Consider the following 17,247-nt stretch of genomic DNA (forward strand, 5'->3'; position numbering starts at 1 on the left):
CGCCATCGCGCCGCGGCGGCCCGGCGGTTGGGCCAACGATTTGATCCATCGCATCGATTCCCGGCGCGGGCCGCGTGCATGCTCGGTCTCGAACAGACCGGCATGGCACCGCCCGCGACCGCTCAAAGCCCGCTCGGCGCCGAACCGCCCTGGCAAGGAAAGGCCGCGATATGGAAATCGGACTGCAAGGTGTTCTGATCTTTTTTCACGTCCTGCTATTCGGCTACTGGCTCGGTGCCGACCTCGGCGTGTTCTTCTGCGACAGCCAGCTCACGCGCGCCGATCTGTCGCTCGACGAGCGGCTGCGCGTGCGCAAGATCCGCCGCAAGATCGACATCGCGCCGCGCACCTGCGTCGCCCTAATCTTACCGCTCGGCTTTACGATGGCGGTGCAGTGGGGCTCGCCGGTCGATGGCTGGTGGCTCGTCCTGATCTGGGCGGTGTGCATCGCATGGCTAGCGATGTTGGTGGCCGACCGGCTTACCGCCGACAAACCGATTGGGCCGCTGGTTCACAAGATCGACCGCTGGCTGTGGTACACGGCCGCCGCCACGACCCTGGCGCTCGGCGCCTATTCGCTCGCTACTGGCGCGCCTTTCGCCGAAGCCTGGATCTCGACCAAGGTGCTGCTCTACGGATTCATGATCCTCAGCGCAATCTGGATTACCCGGGCCGCCGACCGCTGGCCGCCGATCTTCGCGATGGTCCGCGCCGGCGGCGAAGAAGCCGTGCGCGGCGAGATCCTGATGAAGAAGAACCGCCTCAACTGCGGTAGCGCGGCGGGCACTCTGTGGGTGATCGTCCTGCTGATCGCTTTCGTCGGCGCGACCAAGCCGTTCTAGTCAGATCGACGTTGTAACTGTTCTTGCCTAAGCAAGCTTTCGCCGCCGAATAGTCGCCCCTAACTCCCCCCGCCGGCGGTGGGGGCGCCGAAGCGTTCCAGTATCTTGGCCTGCAGGAAGTCCCGCACGTCGCGGTAGGCGGCGATCATCTGGTCGCGTTTGCCCTGGACGAAGGTCGCATCGAAGGTGTGCCAGAACTCCAGCTCGCAGGCCATCGTCCGGGTCATCTCGACCGCCGAATGCTGGGCCTCGGGCGATAGCGAGACGACGATGTCGAAGGACGAATCCTCCAGCTCGTCGAACGCCTTGGGCTTGTGCTTGGCGATGTCGATGCCGATTTCGGCCATCACCGTCACCGCGAAGGGATCGACCTCGGCCGGGCGCACGCCCACCGAATCGACATACACGCGATTGCCGAAATAATGCTTCATCAAACCCTCGGCCATCGGCGAGCGCACCGCGTTCATGGTGCAGGCAAACAGGATCGAACCCGGCAAATCGCTCATCGGGTCTAGCGCAGGTGAAGGACGCAAAGCAGCGTGAACAGGCGCCGCGCCGTGTTGTCGTCGAGCGCGACCTTGCCGGTCAGGCGTTCGCGCAACAGGTCCGAACCCTCGTTGTGCAAGCCCCGCCGCGCCATGTCGATCGATTCGATGCGCGAGGGCATCGCGTGTTTGATCGCGTCGTAATAGCTTTCGCAAATCTGCCAATAGTCTTTGACGATCTTGCGGAACGGCGACAGCGACAAACCGATCGCCACCACCGGGCTAGCGTCCTCGGTGCGCACATCGAAGACCAAGCGGTTGTCCTCGATCGACAACTGCAGCGCGTAGGGCCCCTGCGGCGCGCGCCCCTCCAGTTCGAACGTGTTGTCCTCGATCAAGTCGAAGATCGCCACCTTGCGTTCGCGCTCGATCTCGGGGCCACGGCGCGCCACGGTGCGGTCGTCCAGCGTCACCGATACGATCCGGTCGGCGTCGCTCATGGCGCGGCGCTCACGCCAGCACGATCTTCTTCGCTTGGGCGGGCAGGAATTCGGTATGGCAATGGTTACAGTGCAACTGGACCGTACCGCGGCTGACGATGTCCTCGGTGGCGTGGAACCAGCCCTCGCAGGCCGCGCACTGCACCCACGACGTATTGCCGCGTTTCTCGCCGGCCGGCGAATGCGCCCGCAAGCGGGTGATGTTGTCCTCGTTCATCGCGCTCCCCTTGGCCCCAAGCCTAAAGCCCGGGCCAGCCTTTTGTGTCCAATCCGATCAGCCGCGCCAGCGCCGCATCCAAAGCAGCCGCACCGACGGAATTGCGCGGGGCCACCGGGCGCGGCGCGCCCGGCACCTCGGAGGGCGCCAGGGTTGCATCGATCCCCGCCTTTTGCACCGTCTTGGCGCCGCGCGCCAGCGACGGGTCCATCAACGAGCCCTGCAGCCCCGAAGCGGTAATCACGTCGCGCTCCCATTGCACCCGGGTGGCCAGCGCAAACATGATGTCGCTGTCCGAGAACAGATCGATATCGTCGTCCACCGCGATGATCGCTTTGGTGCGCCGGTAGGCCAGCGCTGCCATCAACGCATCGCGCACCTCGCCGATCCCAGGATTGGCGAACGATACATAGGCATGGAAGCGGCGGCCCGAAACCGGCACGTGGACCCGGCGCACCGACGGCGCGATCGGCTTCATCATGCCGTAGATCTTGCCCTCCATGACCATGTTGTCGGGCACCAGCATGTCGGCGTGACCCGAACCATAATCGTGATAGATCGCGTTCTCGCGCCGGGTGATGCAGGTCACCTCGCACACCGGCGCGGCGACCTGCGCGCCCATATAGCCGGTGTATTCGCCGAACGGCCCGTCGGCCTCCCACACATTGGCGGGCGCCCAGCCCTCGATCACGATCTCGGCGTCGGCCGGGACCATGATCTTGTCGCCGTGCGTGATGCTGGGCACCAGCCGCAGGGGCTCGCCCAACAAACCGCCGCAGGCCGACCAGTGGCTCTCGGGATAGGACAGCTTGGCCTGGGTGCCGAGCAGGACCTTGGGGTGATGGCCGATCCAGAACGCCACCGGGCAGGCCTCGCCCTTGCCCCAGAACTTTCGCAGGTTCCGCGTGTTGTGCGACGCGGGGTAGGGGTAATAAGACATCCGCCGCGGCGCCTTGACCCAACAGCGCTGGATCGCCGTGTTGTCGACCCCGGTATCGGGATCGTAGGTCGTCGCATGGGCCGACGTCAGATACGGACCGGGGTCGAGCGCGTGCTGGGTCAGCACCGGCAGGTCGAGCAGGTTGGCGTCCGTGCCCTCAAGCACGACCTGTTGCACCGGCGCGGCGTCGCGCCCGACGCTCACCGGCGCGATCGGGTTGGCGGTGCGCTGGGCATAGGTCGCGGCGAAGTCGCGGTGATCCTGGACGCCCAGCGCACGCGCCGTCAGCTCGCGGCTGGCCGTCAGGTTACATACGACCGGCATGGGATTGATCTTGCCGTCGGCACCGCGGGGTTCGCGGATTTCGATCACCGGATACTGCTGGCGGGCATCCAACGCCTGTTGCAGCGCGGTAATCTCCTGCACCAGCGACACCGGTCCCTCGGGCCGCCACACATGGGCCGATTCGTCGTTCAAAAAAGTGCGCAGATCGCTCATCGGCCCAACCGTCGGTAAAACAGGCCGCATTCTGTCATACGGGCCCGCCAGGGCAAGCCGCCGGTTACGTTGCTTGACCCCAGGTCAGTCGATAGATTGTTCCCCGAGAATTTTAGAAAAGCGTCCGGCGTCCGGCCCAAATCCGGCGCCCACCGGAGAAGGGGAGCACATGTCCGGCCATATCGATATCGTCTGCAATCTCTACACGCCGCTCGAAGTCCGCAACGATCAAACCGGGATCGACAACCACTTCAAGAAACAGGTCCGGATGAGCCCCAAGATGCGCAAGGGCATCGGCGTTCCGGAATACCTGCGGATGATGGATGAAGCCGGTATCGAACACGCCCTCCTCATCGCCACCCGCGCCGGCGACATGAACGTCAAAGGCTCGTTCCATATTTCCTACGAGCGGGTCCACAAGGTCTGCCAGCAATACCCCGATCGCTTCTCCGGGCTGGCCGGGGTCGACCCGACCCTGGGCATGAAACAGCTCGCCGAACTTGAATATGCCGTCAAGGAACTTGGCTTCGTCGGCGCCCACTACTACCCCCATTGGTTCGACCTGCCGCCCGATCACGGCTACGTCTTTCCGATCTACGCCAAGTGCATCGAACTCGACATCCCGATCATGATGCAGGTCGGCCACAACCTGGTGTACCAACGCGACCGGCGGCTGCCCTCGGTGGGCCGCCCGATCACGCTGGACCGGGTGTCCATTCTTTACCCGGAACTGCGCTTGCTCGGCATTCACCTCGGCGTGCCATGGACCGACGAGATGATCTCGATGGCCTGGAAGCACGAGAACATCTTCATCGGCGGCGACGCCTATGCGCCCAAGCACTGGCCCAAGCAAATGGTCCACTACGCCAACTCCTACGGTTCCCACAAATTCCTGTTCGGGACCGACTGGCCGGTGATCGACCCGATCCGTGCGGTGCGCGAGGTCGGCGATCTGAACTTCCGGCCCGACTCCTACCAAAAGATTATGCGCGACAATGCGATCCGCATTTTCAAACTCGACGAACGCTCCAAGATGAAATCGCTTCGCCGCCTCAGCGCGACGGTGCGCAAAGCAAAAGCGAAGCCGGCCAGCAAGGCGAAGCCTGCCACCACTAAGGCGAAGCCGGCCAAAAAGAGAGCGGCCGCCAAAAAGAGATAACCGAAACCTCACAGGGGAGGACACGATGACGATCGAACTGGCCAAAGAGAACTGCGCGCTCATCGTCGTAGACATGCAGAACGGCTTTCTCGACCCCAAGGGTTCGATGGCCCAACTCGGCTTTGCGTCGGACAAACTGGCCGCGGCCTCGCCCGGCGTGCAGCGGTTGGTCGCCGGCGCCCGCAAGGCCGACGTGCCAGTGTTCTGGACCCGCTACGTCTACGAACCCGACTTCCGCGACGGCGGCGTGCAGCTCGAAGAGATCATGCCAATGCTCAAGGACGTCAACCTGTGCGTCAACGGCACCTGGGACGCCGAGATCCACCCCGACATGAAACCCGAACCGGGCGACGTCATCATCGACAAGAACCGGCCCAGTTCGTTCTACGCCACCCGGCTCGAGTCCTATTTGCGGGCGCAGGGGATCGAGAACATCGTCGTGTGCGGCGTGACCACCAACATCTGCGTCGAAACCACTGTGCGCGACGCCGCCCAACGCGACTTCCGTACCTTCGTGGTGCGCGACGCGGTGGGCGAGGTCGACGACTTCCGCGGCCAGACCGCGCTAAAGGCGATGGAATATCTGTTCGCGCGGGTGATGAACGTCAACGACGTGCTCGACGAATGGGGTGTCGAGCTGAGCAACGCGGCCTAGGGGAGAAATACAATGACAATGGAATTGGGCCGCGACAAAACCGCCCTGATCGTCGTCGACATGCAAAACAGCTACTGCCGCGCCGGCGGCCGGATGGAAAAGCTGGGCTTCCCCTATGAACGCCTTGCCGCCGCCGAACCCGGCTGCAAGGACATGGTCGCCGCGGCGCGCCAAGCCGGCGTGCCGGTGATCTACACCCAGTACGTCTATCAGCCCGACTTCAAGGACGGCGGTTTCGTGGTCAACGAAATCATGCCCAGTCTCAAGGATGTGGGCCTGTGCGCGCTCGGTACTTGGGATGCCGAGATCCTCGAAACGCTGAAGCCCCAACCGGGCGAGATGGTGATTCAGAAAAACCGCCCCAGCGCCTTTTATTCGACCCAACTCGAATCGGTGCTGGCGGCGATGAAGATCAAAAGCCTCGTGTTTTGCGGCGTCACCACCAACATGTGCGTCGAAACCACGGTGCGCGACGCCTCGCAGCGCGACTTCCGCTGCTTCGTGGTCAGCGATGCCGTCGGCGAGGTCGAGGACGACCGCGCCGAGGTGGCGCTCATGACGATGGGCTTTTTCTTCGCCCGCGTCCTGACCAAGCAAGAGGTTTTCGATTCCTGGAAGGTCGAACTCAGCAATGTCGCCTGAACCCTGGATCGCCGGCCTACCGGCGACCTACCGCCCGACCTTGATCTCGACCGGCGTGCGCTCCTCGGCGCGCCGCACGCCGGACAAGATCGCCCTGGCGCAAGGCGAGCGGCAGTTCAGTTACACCACCCTGATCGAACGCTTCAACCGCGTCGCGACCGCGACGATCCACGACCTTGGCCTTAAAAAGGGCGACCACGCCGCGCTGTTCGCGCCCAACTGCCTCGAATTCATCGAGATCGTCGCCGGCCTCTCGGACGCCGGCGTCGCGCCCGCGATGGTACCGCCGTCGGTCACCCCGCCCGAGGTTGCCCACATTTGCAACGATTCCGGCGCCAAGGTTCTATTCGTCCACGAAAGCGTCGAAGCCGTCGCCCGCGCCGCAAAACTCGACACGGTCGAACGCATCATCGTGATCGGCAAGGACTACGACGACTGGATCGCCGCGGCCAAACCGCAAACCCCGGCGCTACCGATCGACGAGTGGGACGTCTTTTGCATCCCCTATACTTCGGGCACCACAGGCAAGCCCAAGGGCTGCTTGCTGTCGCACCGCTCACGTACGCTCGCCTTCTACACGATGGGGGTCGAATTCGGCTGCTACGGGCCGGACGACCGCGCGCTCGCGCTGGCGCCTCTGTTCCACGGCGCCGGCTTCGCTTTTGCGATGGCGCCAATCTTCTTCGGCGGCTTCTGCGAGATCCTGCCCAAGTACGATCCCGAGATCGTGCTGCGCAAGATATCCGACATGCATCTGTCCAACACGTTCTTCGTGCCGACCCACTTCCACCGCATGTTCGCGCTCGACAAGAAGACCCTCGACAAGCATCGCCCGACCACACTCAAGGCGATCATCTCCAACGCCGCGCCGCTGTTGCAGGCGACCAAGGAAAAGATCGTCGACTATTTCGGCGAAGGCTTGCTGCACGAAACCTACGGCTCGACCGAAGGCGGCTTCGTCACCAGCCTGCGGCCGCCCGATCAACTGCGCAAACAACAATGCGTCGGCTTGCCCTACGCCACCGTCGAAGTGTCGCTGCGCGATAACGACGGCAACGAGGTCAAACAGGGCGAGGTCGGCGAACTGTTCTGCCGTTCGCCGCTGTTGTTCAACGGCTATTGGCAAAACCCCGAGGCCACAGACGAGGCGGTGACCGCCGACGGCTGGTGCACCGTGGGCGACCTCGGGCGTCACGACGAAGAAGGCTATCTCTATTTGGTCGATCGCAAGAAGGACATGATCATTTCGGGCGGCGTCAACGTCTTCCCGCGTGAGATCGAAGAAGTCCTGGTCGCCCACCCGGCCGTGGCCGAGGCCAGCGTCATTGGCGTCCCCGACGAGGAATGGGGCGAAGCGGTCAAAGCCGTCATCGTCAAGCGCGGCGACGTCACCGACGCCGAACTCACCGCCCACTGCCGCGCCAGCCTCGCCAAATACAAAATCCCCAAGACCTTCGCTTACCTCGACGCCCTGCCACGCAACGCCGGCGGCAAGATCCTCAAAACCGACCTCCGCGACCGCGCCCGCGACGGCAGCCTTTAGGCGCGCCACCGCGCCGCGGGGGCGGAGAACCGTATGGCACGACCCCTCATTCGCCGCCGCTTTGTCCACGTCGGCGATCGCGTGGTTCACTACCGGCGGAGTGGCAAGGGGCCGCCGGTCGTCCTGATCCACCAATCCCCCCAATCGTCCGCGGGCCTTATCCCGCTCATCAGCGCCCTATCGACGACGTGCACGGTGTTTGCCTTCGACACACCCGGGTGCGGCGATTCCGACGCCCTTCCCCGACGCAAACCGGGAATCCGCCACTACGCCGATGCCCTGGCCGCGACGATGGACGCCCTGGACATACCCAAGGCCGCCGTCTTCGGGACCAAGACGGGATCGTGCATCGCGCTCGAACTAGCCAACCGATATCCGCAGCGGGTTTCGGGCGTGGTCCTCGACAGTTTGCCGATCTTCACCCGGGCCGAGGTTGCCGACATGACGCGCATCGTGCGCACGGACGAGGGCGACGAGGCCTACTACCTGATGCCTTTCGCGGCCAAGTGGGATGGCAGCCATTTGATTTCGACATGGTCCCACGTCCGCGATCACGTCTTCTGGTTTCCCTGGTACAACCGCAAGGCCGCCGCGCGACGCGACATCAACATGCCGCCGCCGACCGCGATGCATGCCGGGATCATCGACAACTTTCGCGCCGGCGACGACTTGCGCGTCGTGGTCGAGGCTGCATTCCGCTACCGCGCCCGCGCGGCGGTCGAGACTCTCACCGTACCGGCCACCTTCAGCGCGCGCGAAGACAGCATGCTGTTTCACTGCCTCGACATGCTGCCCCCTTTGCGCCGTCGCCAGCGAATTGTGCGTTTGGATCGCGACATGAAGCGGTACTGGAAGGCGTTGTCGTCGGCGCTGCACGGGTATGCCAAAGGCCGACCGCCCGCGGACTGCTTGCCGACACCAATCCCTGGCCGAACAACCCGATTCTTTGCCGACCGGTCCGGCGGTCGCCAAATTCTGGTGCGGCGACGAGGGGCTGAGGGCGACACCCCGCTCGTCATGCTGCACGACGGACCAGGGTCGTCGCGAAACTTGGCGCCGCTTGTCGCGGCCTTTGCGCCCGGTCGTATCGTCCTGGCGCCCGACCTTCCCGGCAACGGCGACTCCACACCGCTCCCCATGGCGGCGCCCGAGATAAACGACTACGCCGCCGAAATGGCCCGGTTCCTCCGCGCCCGCGGGCCGGCCCGGATCGACCTCTATGGGCGGGGCAGCGGCGCCGCAGTGGCATTGAGTATGACCGCGCACTATCCCAAGCTGGTTCGACGGCTTGTTCTCCATGACGTCATGCTCCTGCCTGCGGCGGAACGGCGGGCGATCGCGACCGACATGACCCCGTCCATCGCTCCGACATGGGACGGGGCGCATCTCTACCGGACGTGGTTGATGCTCCGCGATGCGTCGATCTATTGGCCGTGGTATCGGCGCGACCGGCAGGCCATCCGGCGAATCGATTTCGACCTATCGGCGGCGGAACTGCAGGATCGCGTTCTCGACGTATTGAAGGCGTGGCCGACCTACGGCCTTACTACGCAAGCGATGCTCCGCTATCAGCCGCAAACGGACTTGGCGAAGATTCGCACGCCGGTTCTCGTCGTCTCGCAAACGGGCGACGTCTTCGCCGCGACAGCCGCGCAGGTTGCACGACTATGCCACGGAGAGAGCGCCAACTGTGCACCGGACCTGTCGGCCCTCGCCGCACAGCTTACCCAGTTCCTGACGCGGCCCGCCTTGCCGCCGTCGCGCCGCGCGTGACATGATCGGACCAACGAGACGGGCGGCGCTACGGCCCCCGCGCAGAGGGAGCCAGACATGAGCGACACCGCCACCGCCACACCGACCGCCAGCGCCCTCGAAGCCCGGCTGCGCCAGGTTCTGGGCAACAACCATGTCCTTACCGACCCCAAGGACCGCCAGTTCTTTTCCAGCGACGTCTTCCGCGAGGCCGACCCGGCGGCTTTCGTCATCCAGCCCGCTACGCCGGAGGAGTTATCCGCAGCGGCCGCAGCGGCGAGCGCCGAGGGCTATGCCGTCATCGCGCGCGGCGGCGGGCTCTCCTATACCGACGCCTATTTGCCGGCCAGCACAAAGTCCGTCGTGGTCGACTTGCAGCGTCTCAACCGGATCGTCGAAATCAATGCCGAGGACATGTACGCCGTCGTCGAGGCTGGCTGCACCTGGCTCCAGGTATTCGACGCGCTCAAGGCGAAGGGACTGCGCGCGCCCTATTTCGGCGCGCTGTCGGGCATGTATTCGACGGTCGGCGGCGCGATGTCGCAAAACAGCATCTTTTTCGGCTCCGGGCTGCACGGCACCGCCGCCGACAGTTGCCTCGGCCTCGAAGTGGTCCTCTCGGACGGTCGTATCCTCAAGACCGGCTCGTGGGCCACGCCGTTTAACCCCTCGCCTTTCTTCCGCAGCTACGGCCCCGACCTCACCGGCCTCTTCCTCGCCGACGCAGGCGCGCTCGGCTTCAAGACCAAGGTCGTGTTGCGCTTGATTCCCTTCCCGACCGAAACCCGCTTTCTATCCTTCGCCTTCGACGAGGCCGCCGACGTCACCGCGGCGATGGGCGAAGTCTCGCGCCGCAGCCTCGCCGCCGAATGTTTTGCCTTCGACCCCTATCTGCAAGGCCAGCGCCTCAAGCGCGAAGGCCTGCTCACCGACGTCAAACGCCTCGCCAACGTCGCCCGTTCGGGCAAGTCGCTGCTCGACGGCGTCAAGGGCGCGGCCAAGGTCGCCGCCGGCGGCAGGCGCATGTTCGAGGGCGTCGAATACTCGCTGCACCTGGTGATCGACGGCTATGACAAAAAGACCGTCGAGACCATGGTCGCCGAGGCCAAGAAGGTCTGCGGCGACCGCAAGGGAAAGGAGATCCAGGCGAGCTTGCCGCAAATCATGCGCGCCACGCCCTTCGTCCCGCCCAACAGCATGCTCGGACCCGAGGGCCAGCGTTGGGTGCCGATCCATGCCCTGGTGCCCCATTCGCGCGCGGCCACGCTGGTCAAATCCGTGCACGACTATTTCGAGGCCCGCCAGGAACTGGTCGATCGCCACGGCATCGAATGGGGCTACCTGATGTGCGCGGTCGCCCAGCAGACCTTCCTCATGGAACCGGTGTTCTTCTGGGAGGACGCCCGGCACGCCTATCACGACCGCTATCTCGGCAAGGACTACATCGGCAAGCTCAAGACCTTCCCCGCCGACGAAGCGGCCCGCGCCGCCGTGACCGAGTTGCGTAGCGGCCTCGCCGACCTGTTCAAGGAATTCGGCGCGGTGCATTTCCAGATCGGCAAGGCCTATCGCTACCGCGAAGGCCGCAACCCCGACACCTATGCTTTGCTCGAAGCGATCAAAAACTACGTCGATCCGGCGCGCATGATGAACCCAGGCGCGCTCGGGCTCGACTAGGGACACCGCCACCGACACGGGCCCCGCGCGCCGCCCTAGGACCAGCCTTGATGACGCCTCCCGCACCGCCGTCCCATTTGCGCCGCGCGGTCCCGATCATCGCCGGGCTGTGCGCGGTCTATATCCTGGCGCACTTCTACCGCGTATCGACCGGCGTCATCGCGCCCGACATCATGGCCGAAACCGGCATCGGTGCCGAGGCGATGGGCGCGCTGTCGGGTGCCTTCTTCTTCGCCTTCGCGCTGTTTCAGATTCCGGTCGGCATCCTGCTCGACCGCTACGGCCCGCGCCTGGTGGTGCCCTTGCTGCTGATCCTCGCGGTCGCCGGGGCGCTCGTCTTCGCACTGTCCGACACGGCCTTCGGCCTCACCCTGGGGCGCACGCTAATGGGCATGGGCACGGCCAGCATCCTGATGGGCTCGCTGGTCGTCGCCACCCGCTGGTTCCCGCCCGACCGCTTCGCCGCCGTCGCCTCGTTCTTCGTCGCGATGGGCACGCTGGGCGCGTTGCTGGCGACCACGCCGCTCGCGGCGGTGTCCGAAATCGCGGGCTGGCGCGGGGCGTTCATCATCATGGCCGCCGTCACCCTGGTCTTCGGAATCGTCGCCCTGATCGTGGTGCGCGACGCGCCGCCCGGCCACCCCTACTACCGTCGCAGCCCCGAAAGCCTGCGCCAAGTCGCGCGCGGCCTGGGAGAAGTGCTGCGCAATCCGCAACTCAAGTTCATCGTCTCGATCAATTCGGTCGGCTACGCCGCCGTGCTCGCGATCACCGCTCTATGGGGCGGCCCCTACCTCGCGCAGGTCTACGGGTTGGAGCCGGTGGCGCGCGGCAATGTGTTGTTGCTGATGACGCTCGGCCAGGTCCTCGGTCACTTGACCTACGGGCGGCTCGACCGAATCCTCGACACCCGCAAAGGCCTGATCGTGTTCGGCGCCGGCGCATCGATCACCATCCTGCTGATCCTAGCCCTATCACCGGCACTCCCGCTGTGGGGTGTCGCGGCGATCTTCGTCGCCTTCGGCTTCATCAGCGGCTACACCGTCATCATCACCACCCACGGCCGCGCAATCTTCCCCGAACGCCTGGTCGGGCGCGGCATGACCACCAACAACACCTCGGTGTTCCTCGGTGCAGCCGTGGTGCAGTGGGCAACCGGGATCATCATCGGCCTTTTCGTCACCGAAGCCGGCGAAACGCCCGAGGTTGCCTATCGGGTGATGTTCGGCTTCCTCGCCGCCCTGCAAATCGTCGCCCTCGCGGTCTACAGCCGCGCCCAAGACGTCAAACCCAGCGAAGACGCAGCCCGCCAAGCCAAGGATTGAAGCCAGGCCGGGCCGCCGTTAACCCGTTTACCATTCCTTAAGGGCCCCAGGCCTACCCTCATCCTCGCTAGAACGGGTTTGCGGAATTCTTCCGTGTCCTGCTCACAACGAGGTTGGTTTCGATGGAAAGCATACCTGCCCTTGAGTTGGCCGCTGCGATGCTGAAGCAGGCATCGCAACCTGGCGGTTTCGAGGCCGCTTCCAAGGCGGGTACGCATCTTCGTGAAACGGCCGACCATTTGGCGTCGCAAAATCTTCACCGGACCGCCCGGACCGCAGAGCAAAATGCCGAGCGATCCTTCGGCGGTTCCAGCGAAGAACGACATGTGCCGCTGGGTTTAGGCCGTTACGTCGACCTGACCGTTTGAACCTCTCTTCTACTCATCCCCTCCTCGGGCGTCGCTCTTACTCAGAGCGGCGCCTTTTTTCTTCCCCATCGCCGTCTGCTAGAGGGTAGATTCCTTCTGGGTCAGCGGATGTGCGGTATCCGAAGGGGAATGACTGCCTTATGGACGAACAGGTCCGGCGGGCCACGGTCGAACTTGGCCGGGCGGAACTTTTAGAAAAACTGATCGACATCGGCACGGCGCTGTCTGCGGAGCGCAACCGCGACCGGCTGTTCGAACGCATCCTGATCGAAGCCATGCGGTTTTGCGGCGCCGACGGCGGTACGCTCTACCTGCGCAACAAGGCCGACGAACTCGACTTCGCGATCGTCCGCACCACCTCGCTCGGCACCGCCATCGGCGGGTCGACCGGGATCAAGGCGCCCTTTGCAGCGATCCCTCTGAAGGACGCCGCGGGCCGCGAGAACCACGCGACGGTCGTCAGCCACGTCGCGTTGACCGGACGGACGATGAACATTCCCGATATCGCCCGGGCGACAACCTTCGACTTTAGCGGCACCCGCGCCTTCGACGAGGCCAACGGCTACCGCTCGACCTCGTTCCTGACACTGCCCCTGAAGGACAGCCGGGCCGACGTGATCGGCGTCCTCCAACTGATCAACGCGCAGGACGCGCGCGGCGACGTCGTGGCTTTCCCGGCCTCCATCGAACCCTTGGCCGAGGCGCTTGCCTCCCAGGCCGCGGTCGCGCTCGAAAACCGTTTGCTGCTCGAAGCCCAGCGCCGTCTCCTGGATTCCTTCATTCGTCTGATCGCCGCCGCGATCGACGCGAAATCGCCGTTCACCGGCGAGCACTGCCAGCGGGTCCCGGCGATCATGAATATGTTCGCCGACGCCGCCTGCGCCGCCAACGACGGCCCCTTCGCCGACTTCGCCCTCGACGAAGACGAGCGCTACGAGTTGCACATCGCCGCGTGGCTCCACGATTGCGGCAAGGTCGCGGTGCCCGAATACGTCGTCGACAAGGCGACCAAGCTGCACACCCTTTACGACCGGATCGAGACGGTCCGCCTGCGCTTCGAAATCCTCAAACGCGACGCCGAAATCGCCTTCCTCAAACGCGTCACCCCGGGCGAAGACGAGGCCACCCAACGCGCCGCGTTCGAACGCGAGATCGACAGCATCGAAGACGACTTCCGTGTCGTCCTCCAATCCAATCTCGGCGTCGAGGACATGCCCGACGAGGACGTCGCGCGCATTCACGCCATCGCCGAAAACCGAGTGTGGACCGATGCCAACGGTGAACGTCGCTCGGTGCTGACCGAAAACGAGGTGCGCAACCTCACCATCCGACGGGGAAACCTGCTCCCCGAAGAACGCGACATGATCAACAACCATATCGTCGTCACCATCGATATGCTGCAGCACCTGCCGTTCCCGGCGGAACTGGCGCGGGTGCCCGAATACGCCGGTGGCCACCACGAACGCATGGACGGCAAGGGCTACCCGCGCGGGCTCACCCGCGACGACATGTCGGTGCCCGCCCGGATGATGGCTATCGCCGATATCTTCGAAGCCCTGACCTCGCCCGACCGGCCCTACAAGCAGGCCAAGAAACTCAGCGAGACGATGGAAATCATGGTGGGCATGGTCAACAACAACCATATCGACCCCGATCTTTTCCGCCTGTTCGTCGACTCAGGCGTACACCGCCGGTTTGCCGAGTCCTTCCTTGAACCCTGGCAGGCCGATTTGCCCGCGGTCGACGCCGTTCTGGCGCGCTTCACCAGCCCCTGAATCCGCCTTCCGGCACAACAATGTGACGGGACGTGAGGTGGGTGAACGGGACGAACCCCCCTCACCTCCCATATAAATAAGTCATGCTTTTCCGCCTTTGCGCCTGCGCCCGCCCCCTCGCCGCCGCCCTCGCGGTTGCCGGCCTTGCCGCCGTGCTTTCCCCGCCCGCGGCCTTAGCCCAAAGCCAAAGCCAAGCCCAACCCCAAGACCAGACAGCGGCCTCCCCATGGATCGACTACGGGCAGGGCCGCGCCCGCTTGGTGTCGGCCACCGAAAATGCGGCGGGCGACCTCGTTCTCGGACTCCAATACGCAATCGCACCAGGCTGGGAGATCTACTGGCGCTCGCCCGGCGAGGCCGGGTTCCCGACGACGATCGTGTGGGCCGGTTCGGATAACCTCACCGATGCAGCCCTGCAGTGGCCCCGGCCCGAGCGCTTCGAAATCTTCGAACTGGAAACCTTCGGCTACAAAAACGAAGTCGTGTTGCCGATCGCCGCGCGTCAGGTACAGCCCGGTGCGCCGGTCGCGGTTCGGGCCGAGGTCAACTTCCTGACCTGCGAAGAGATTTGCGTCCCCCACACCCTGAACATGGCGCTCGACCTGCCCGCGATGGGCGGCGACGGGCCGGTCATTTCGGCCCATGCGCCGCTGATCAACACCTACCGCTCGCGCATCCCGCCGCGCGACGGCGGCCTTGGCCTCACCGTCGAACGGGCCGAGATCGTCGGCGTTGGCGAGCGCCAGTTCCTCCAGGTCGTCGCCCGTTCCGAAACGCCCTTCGCCGCGCCGGATGTCTATGTCGAGGCGCACCCCGCCTATGTCTTCGCCAAACCGAACGTGCGCTTGACCGACGACGGCCGGCGCGCGGTACTACAAACCGGGATTTCGCAAACCGCCCTGGCGCGCGACGGCGCACCGCCGCTGCTGGGCAGTGCTCTCACCCTCACCCTTGTCGACGGCCCCCAGGCTGTCGAACGCACCCTGACCGCGACGCTGGGCCAGGGCGAAACCACAACCTTCCTGCCGCTTATCGCCGTCCTCGGCCTCGCACTGCTGGGCGGCCTGATACTCAACGTGATGCCCTGCGTTCTGCCTGTCCTCTCAATCAAGCTGCTCGGCGCGGTCAGCCACGGCGGCGGCGATCCGGGCCCGGTCCGGCGCAGTTTCCTCGCCTCGGCTGCGGGGATCGTGTTCGCCTTCCTCGTCCTCGCCGGCGTCCTCGTCGGCCTGCGCCTCGGCGGCGCTGCAATCGGCTGGGGTATTCAGTTCCAGCAACCGCTGTTCATCGTCGTGATGACCGTCGTCGTCACGCTCTTTGCCGCCAACATGTGGGGCCTGTTCACCCTGCGCCTGCCGGCTTGGATCGGCGGCGCGGTCGGGCGGCCCCCGGCCAACCCCCATGGGATCGGCAGCTCGTTCGCCAGCGGGATGTTCGCGACCGTCCTGGCAACGCCCTGCTCGGCGCCCTTCCTCGGCACCGCCGTCGGCTTCGCCCTGGCCCGCGGCCCAGCCGAGATCGCCGCGATCTTCCTCGCCCTGGGCGTCGGTATGGCCGCGCCCTTCCTGCTGGTCGCCGCCCTCCCGCGGCTCGCGACCAAATTGCCCCGTCCGGGCCGCTGGATGACGATCGTCAAGACTATCCTCGGGCTCGCCCTCATCGGCACGGCGCTGTGGTTGCTCTCGATCCTCGCCTTCCAGGTCAATCCGGCCAGCGCCTATTTCCTCGCCGCCCTGATGGCGCTCGCCGTCGCTATTTTATTTGTGCGCGCCAGGTTGCCCGCCGCGCTCCGCCCCGCCGCCGTGGCCGCGGTCGTGGTCCTGTCGCTACTGTCTGTCGCGGCACCGCAGGTCGGCAACGCGGTGGCGCAGGCCGACCAAGACAACGACGAAGTTTGGCAGGCCTTCGATCCGGCGGCGATCCCAACGCTCGTGGCCGACGGCAAGACCGTTTTCGTCGATGTCACCGCCGAGTGGTGTATCACCTGCCTCGTCAACAAGCGCCTCGTCCTCGACCGGGGCACCGCCCGCGACCTCCTCAACGATCCCGACGTCGTGGCGATGCGCGCGGACTGGACTAACCCGGACGACGGCATCGCGCGCTACCTCGCCAGCTTCAATCGCTTCGGTATTCCCTTCAACGTGGTCTACGGCCCGGTCGCCCCGAACGGCCTGACCCTGCCCGAGGTCTTGCAAGAAAGCGTCGTCATTGAGACATTCCTCCAGGCCTCGGGGCGCAACGTTCTGGCCGGCGGCTCGTAGGAGGACCGACGATGGCACTCAAGAAACTCGCCTTTCCCGCGGGCGGCATCCTCGCCGCCGCCGTAGCGATCGTTCTCTACCTCGGGCTCCAGCCCGGCCCCAAGACCGGCGCCGGCCCCCGCGTCGAAGGCCAGGTGCAACACTTCGTCCTCGCGCCGCGCCCCACGCCGCAAACCGAGTGGCGCGACGCCACGGGCGGCAAGGTCTCGCTCGCCGACTTCAACGGCAAAGTGGTGATGGTGAATTTCTGGGCAACCTGGTGCGCGCCGTGCGTGCGCGAACTGCCTTCGATCGACCGCCTGCAAGCCGAACTCGGCGGCGACGATTTCACCGTCGTCGCGATCAACATCGATACCGGCGGCGAGGCCATCGCCGCACCCTTCGCCAAGCGTCTCGCGCTGGACAACCTCGCGCTCTATTTGGACCCGCGCGGCGCCGCCAGTCGGGCGATGGGCGTCAACGTTATGCCGACCACGGTCGTTTTCGACCGCAGGGGCAAGGAAGTCGGCCGCCTCGAAGGCGGTGCGGAATGGGATTCGCCCGAGGCCCTCGCCCTCCTACGCTGGTTCATCGACAACCGCGGCTGACCGCTTCCGGCCCACGCCAGG

The 17,247-nt window shown here is 65.2% G+C and carries 16 protein-coding genes; 12 read left to right on the forward strand and 4 right to left on the reverse strand.

Going from position 1 to position 17,247, the window contains the following annotated elements:
* The first annotated feature begins 170 nt into the window (after positions 1 to 170).
* Positions 171 to 842: a hypothetical protein gene (locus RID42_00905; GenBank protein MEQ8246216.1), complete on the forward strand. Its 672-nt coding sequence runs from the start codon at positions 171 to 173 to the stop codon at positions 840 to 842.
* A gap of 59 nt (positions 843 to 901) precedes the next feature.
* Here RID42_00905 and RID42_00910 read toward each other — a convergent pair whose 3' ends face one another.
* The 4 genes from RID42_00910 to RID42_00925 are packed head-to-tail and all read right to left on the reverse strand — an operon-like array spanning position 902 to position 3,482.
* Positions 902 to 1,348 (reverse strand): arsenate reductase ArsC, encoded by a 447-nt coding sequence (locus tag RID42_00910; protein MEQ8246217.1) that lies wholly within the window; start codon positions 1,346 to 1,348, stop codon positions 902 to 904.
* 5 nt (positions 1,349 to 1,353) lie between these two features.
* Positions 1,354 to 1,827: a UPF0262 family protein gene (locus RID42_00915; GenBank protein MEQ8246218.1), complete on the reverse strand. Its 474-nt coding sequence runs from the start codon at positions 1,825 to 1,827 to the stop codon at positions 1,354 to 1,356.
* A 10-nt stretch (positions 1,828 to 1,837) separates the two neighbouring features.
* On the reverse strand, positions 1,838 to 2,044 hold the full coding sequence (locus RID42_00920) for a hypothetical protein (GenBank protein MEQ8246219.1): 207 nt from the start codon (positions 2,042 to 2,044) through the stop codon (positions 1,838 to 1,840).
* Positions 2,045 to 2,066: 22 nt separating this feature from the next.
* Complete coding sequence (locus RID42_00925; protein ID MEQ8246220.1) at positions 2,067 to 3,482, reverse strand: UbiD family decarboxylase; 1,416 nt, start codon at positions 3,480 to 3,482, stop codon at positions 2,067 to 2,069.
* A gap of 169 nt (positions 3,483 to 3,651) precedes the next feature.
* Between RID42_00925 and RID42_00930 the strand changes: the two genes are divergently transcribed.
* The 11 genes from RID42_00930 to RID42_00980 all read left to right on the forward strand — a co-directional run bounded on the left by RID42_00930 (position 3,652) and on the right by RID42_00980 (position 17,226).
* A complete protein-coding gene (locus RID42_00930) occupies positions 3,652 to 4,641 on the forward strand; it encodes an amidohydrolase family protein (GenBank protein ID MEQ8246221.1) in 990 nt (329 codons plus the stop codon).
* 25 nt (positions 4,642 to 4,666) lie between these two features.
* The gene (locus tag RID42_00935; GenBank protein MEQ8246222.1) at positions 4,667 to 5,296 is read left to right on the forward strand and encodes an isochorismatase family cysteine hydrolase; all 630 of its coding nucleotides are present in this window, start codon (positions 4,667 to 4,669) and stop codon (positions 5,294 to 5,296) included.
* Positions 5,297 to 5,308: 12 nt separating this feature from the next.
* On the forward strand, positions 5,309 to 5,938 hold the full coding sequence (locus RID42_00940; protein ID MEQ8246223.1) for an isochorismatase family cysteine hydrolase: 630 nt from the start codon (positions 5,309 to 5,311) through the stop codon (positions 5,936 to 5,938).
* Entirely contained in the window at positions 5,928 to 7,481 is a 1,554-nt protein-coding gene (locus RID42_00945) for a class I adenylate-forming enzyme family protein (protein ID MEQ8246224.1), read from the forward strand. Before RID42_00940 ends, RID42_00945 begins: the two co-directional genes overlap by 11 nt.
* A gap of 33 nt (positions 7,482 to 7,514) precedes the next feature.
* Entirely contained in the window at positions 7,515 to 9,254 is a 1,740-nt protein-coding gene (locus tag RID42_00950) for an alpha/beta fold hydrolase (protein MEQ8246225.1), read from the forward strand.
* 57 nt (positions 9,255 to 9,311) lie between these two features.
* A complete protein-coding gene (locus RID42_00955) occupies positions 9,312 to 10,910 on the forward strand; it encodes an FAD-binding oxidoreductase (protein ID MEQ8246226.1) in 1,599 nt (532 codons plus the stop codon).
* Between the two features lie 50 nt (positions 10,911 to 10,960).
* A complete protein-coding gene (locus tag RID42_00960) occupies positions 10,961 to 12,235 on the forward strand; it encodes an MFS transporter (GenBank protein MEQ8246227.1) in 1,275 nt (424 codons plus the stop codon).
* 122 nt (positions 12,236 to 12,357) lie between these two features.
* Positions 12,358 to 12,603: a hypothetical protein gene (locus tag RID42_00965; GenBank protein MEQ8246228.1), complete on the forward strand. Its 246-nt coding sequence runs from the start codon at positions 12,358 to 12,360 to the stop codon at positions 12,601 to 12,603.
* 140 nt (positions 12,604 to 12,743) lie between these two features.
* Positions 12,744 to 14,378: an HD domain-containing phosphohydrolase gene (locus tag RID42_00970; protein ID MEQ8246229.1), complete on the forward strand. Its 1,635-nt coding sequence runs from the start codon at positions 12,744 to 12,746 to the stop codon at positions 14,376 to 14,378.
* A gap of 83 nt (positions 14,379 to 14,461) precedes the next feature.
* Positions 14,462 to 16,639, forward strand: a complete 2,178-nt coding sequence (locus tag RID42_00975; protein MEQ8246230.1) for a protein-disulfide reductase DsbD family protein — start codon at positions 14,462 to 14,464, stop codon at positions 16,637 to 16,639.
* Positions 16,640 to 16,650: 11 nt separating this feature from the next.
* The gene (locus tag RID42_00980; GenBank protein ID MEQ8246231.1) at positions 16,651 to 17,226 is read left to right on the forward strand and encodes a TlpA disulfide reductase family protein; all 576 of its coding nucleotides are present in this window, start codon (positions 16,651 to 16,653) and stop codon (positions 17,224 to 17,226) included.
* The last annotated feature ends 21 nt before the right edge of the window (positions 17,227 to 17,247 follow it).

The organism is Alphaproteobacteria bacterium, from assembly GCA_040216735.1.
Classification (GTDB): domain Bacteria; phylum Pseudomonadota; class Alphaproteobacteria; order SHVP01; family SHVP01; genus CALJDF01.

Bases quoted from the DNA above. Each gene is read 5' to 3' on its own strand.
- RID42_00975 (MEQ8246230.1), top strand. From the start codon at position 14,462: ATGCTTTTCCGCCTTTGCGCCTGCGCCCGCCCCCTCGCCGCCGCCCTC.
- RID42_00910 (MEQ8246217.1), bottom strand. From the start codon at position 1,348: ATGAGCGATTTGCCGGGTTCGATCCTGTTTGCCTGCACCATGAACGCG.
- RID42_00925 (MEQ8246220.1), bottom strand. From the start codon at position 3,482: ATGAGCGATCTGCGCACTTTTTTGAACGACGAATCGGCCCATGTGTGG.
- RID42_00915 (MEQ8246218.1), bottom strand. From the start codon at position 1,827: ATGAGCGACGCCGACCGGATCGTATCGGTGACGCTGGACGACCGCACC.
- RID42_00950 (MEQ8246225.1), top strand. From the start codon at position 7,515: ATGGCACGACCCCTCATTCGCCGCCGCTTTGTCCACGTCGGCGATCGC.
- RID42_00930 (MEQ8246221.1), top strand. From the start codon at position 3,652: ATGTCCGGCCATATCGATATCGTCTGCAATCTCTACACGCCGCTCGAA.
- RID42_00935 (MEQ8246222.1), top strand. From the start codon at position 4,667: ATGACGATCGAACTGGCCAAAGAGAACTGCGCGCTCATCGTCGTAGAC.
- RID42_00965 (MEQ8246228.1), top strand. From the start codon at position 12,358: ATGGAAAGCATACCTGCCCTTGAGTTGGCCGCTGCGATGCTGAAGCAG.
- RID42_00980 (MEQ8246231.1), top strand. From the start codon at position 16,651: ATGGCACTCAAGAAACTCGCCTTTCCCGCGGGCGGCATCCTCGCCGCC.
- RID42_00955 (MEQ8246226.1), top strand. From the start codon at position 9,312: ATGAGCGACACCGCCACCGCCACACCGACCGCCAGCGCCCTCGAAGCC.
- RID42_00920 (MEQ8246219.1), bottom strand. From the start codon at position 2,044: ATGAACGAGGACAACATCACCCGCTTGCGGGCGCATTCGCCGGCCGGC.
- RID42_00960 (MEQ8246227.1), top strand. From the start codon at position 10,961: ATGACGCCTCCCGCACCGCCGTCCCATTTGCGCCGCGCGGTCCCGATC.
- RID42_00945 (MEQ8246224.1), top strand. From the start codon at position 5,928: ATGTCGCCTGAACCCTGGATCGCCGGCCTACCGGCGACCTACCGCCCG.
- RID42_00905 (MEQ8246216.1), top strand. From the start codon at position 171: ATGGAAATCGGACTGCAAGGTGTTCTGATCTTTTTTCACGTCCTGCTA.
- RID42_00970 (MEQ8246229.1), top strand. From the start codon at position 12,744: ATGGACGAACAGGTCCGGCGGGCCACGGTCGAACTTGGCCGGGCGGAA.
- RID42_00940 (MEQ8246223.1), top strand. From the start codon at position 5,309: ATGACAATGGAATTGGGCCGCGACAAAACCGCCCTGATCGTCGTCGAC.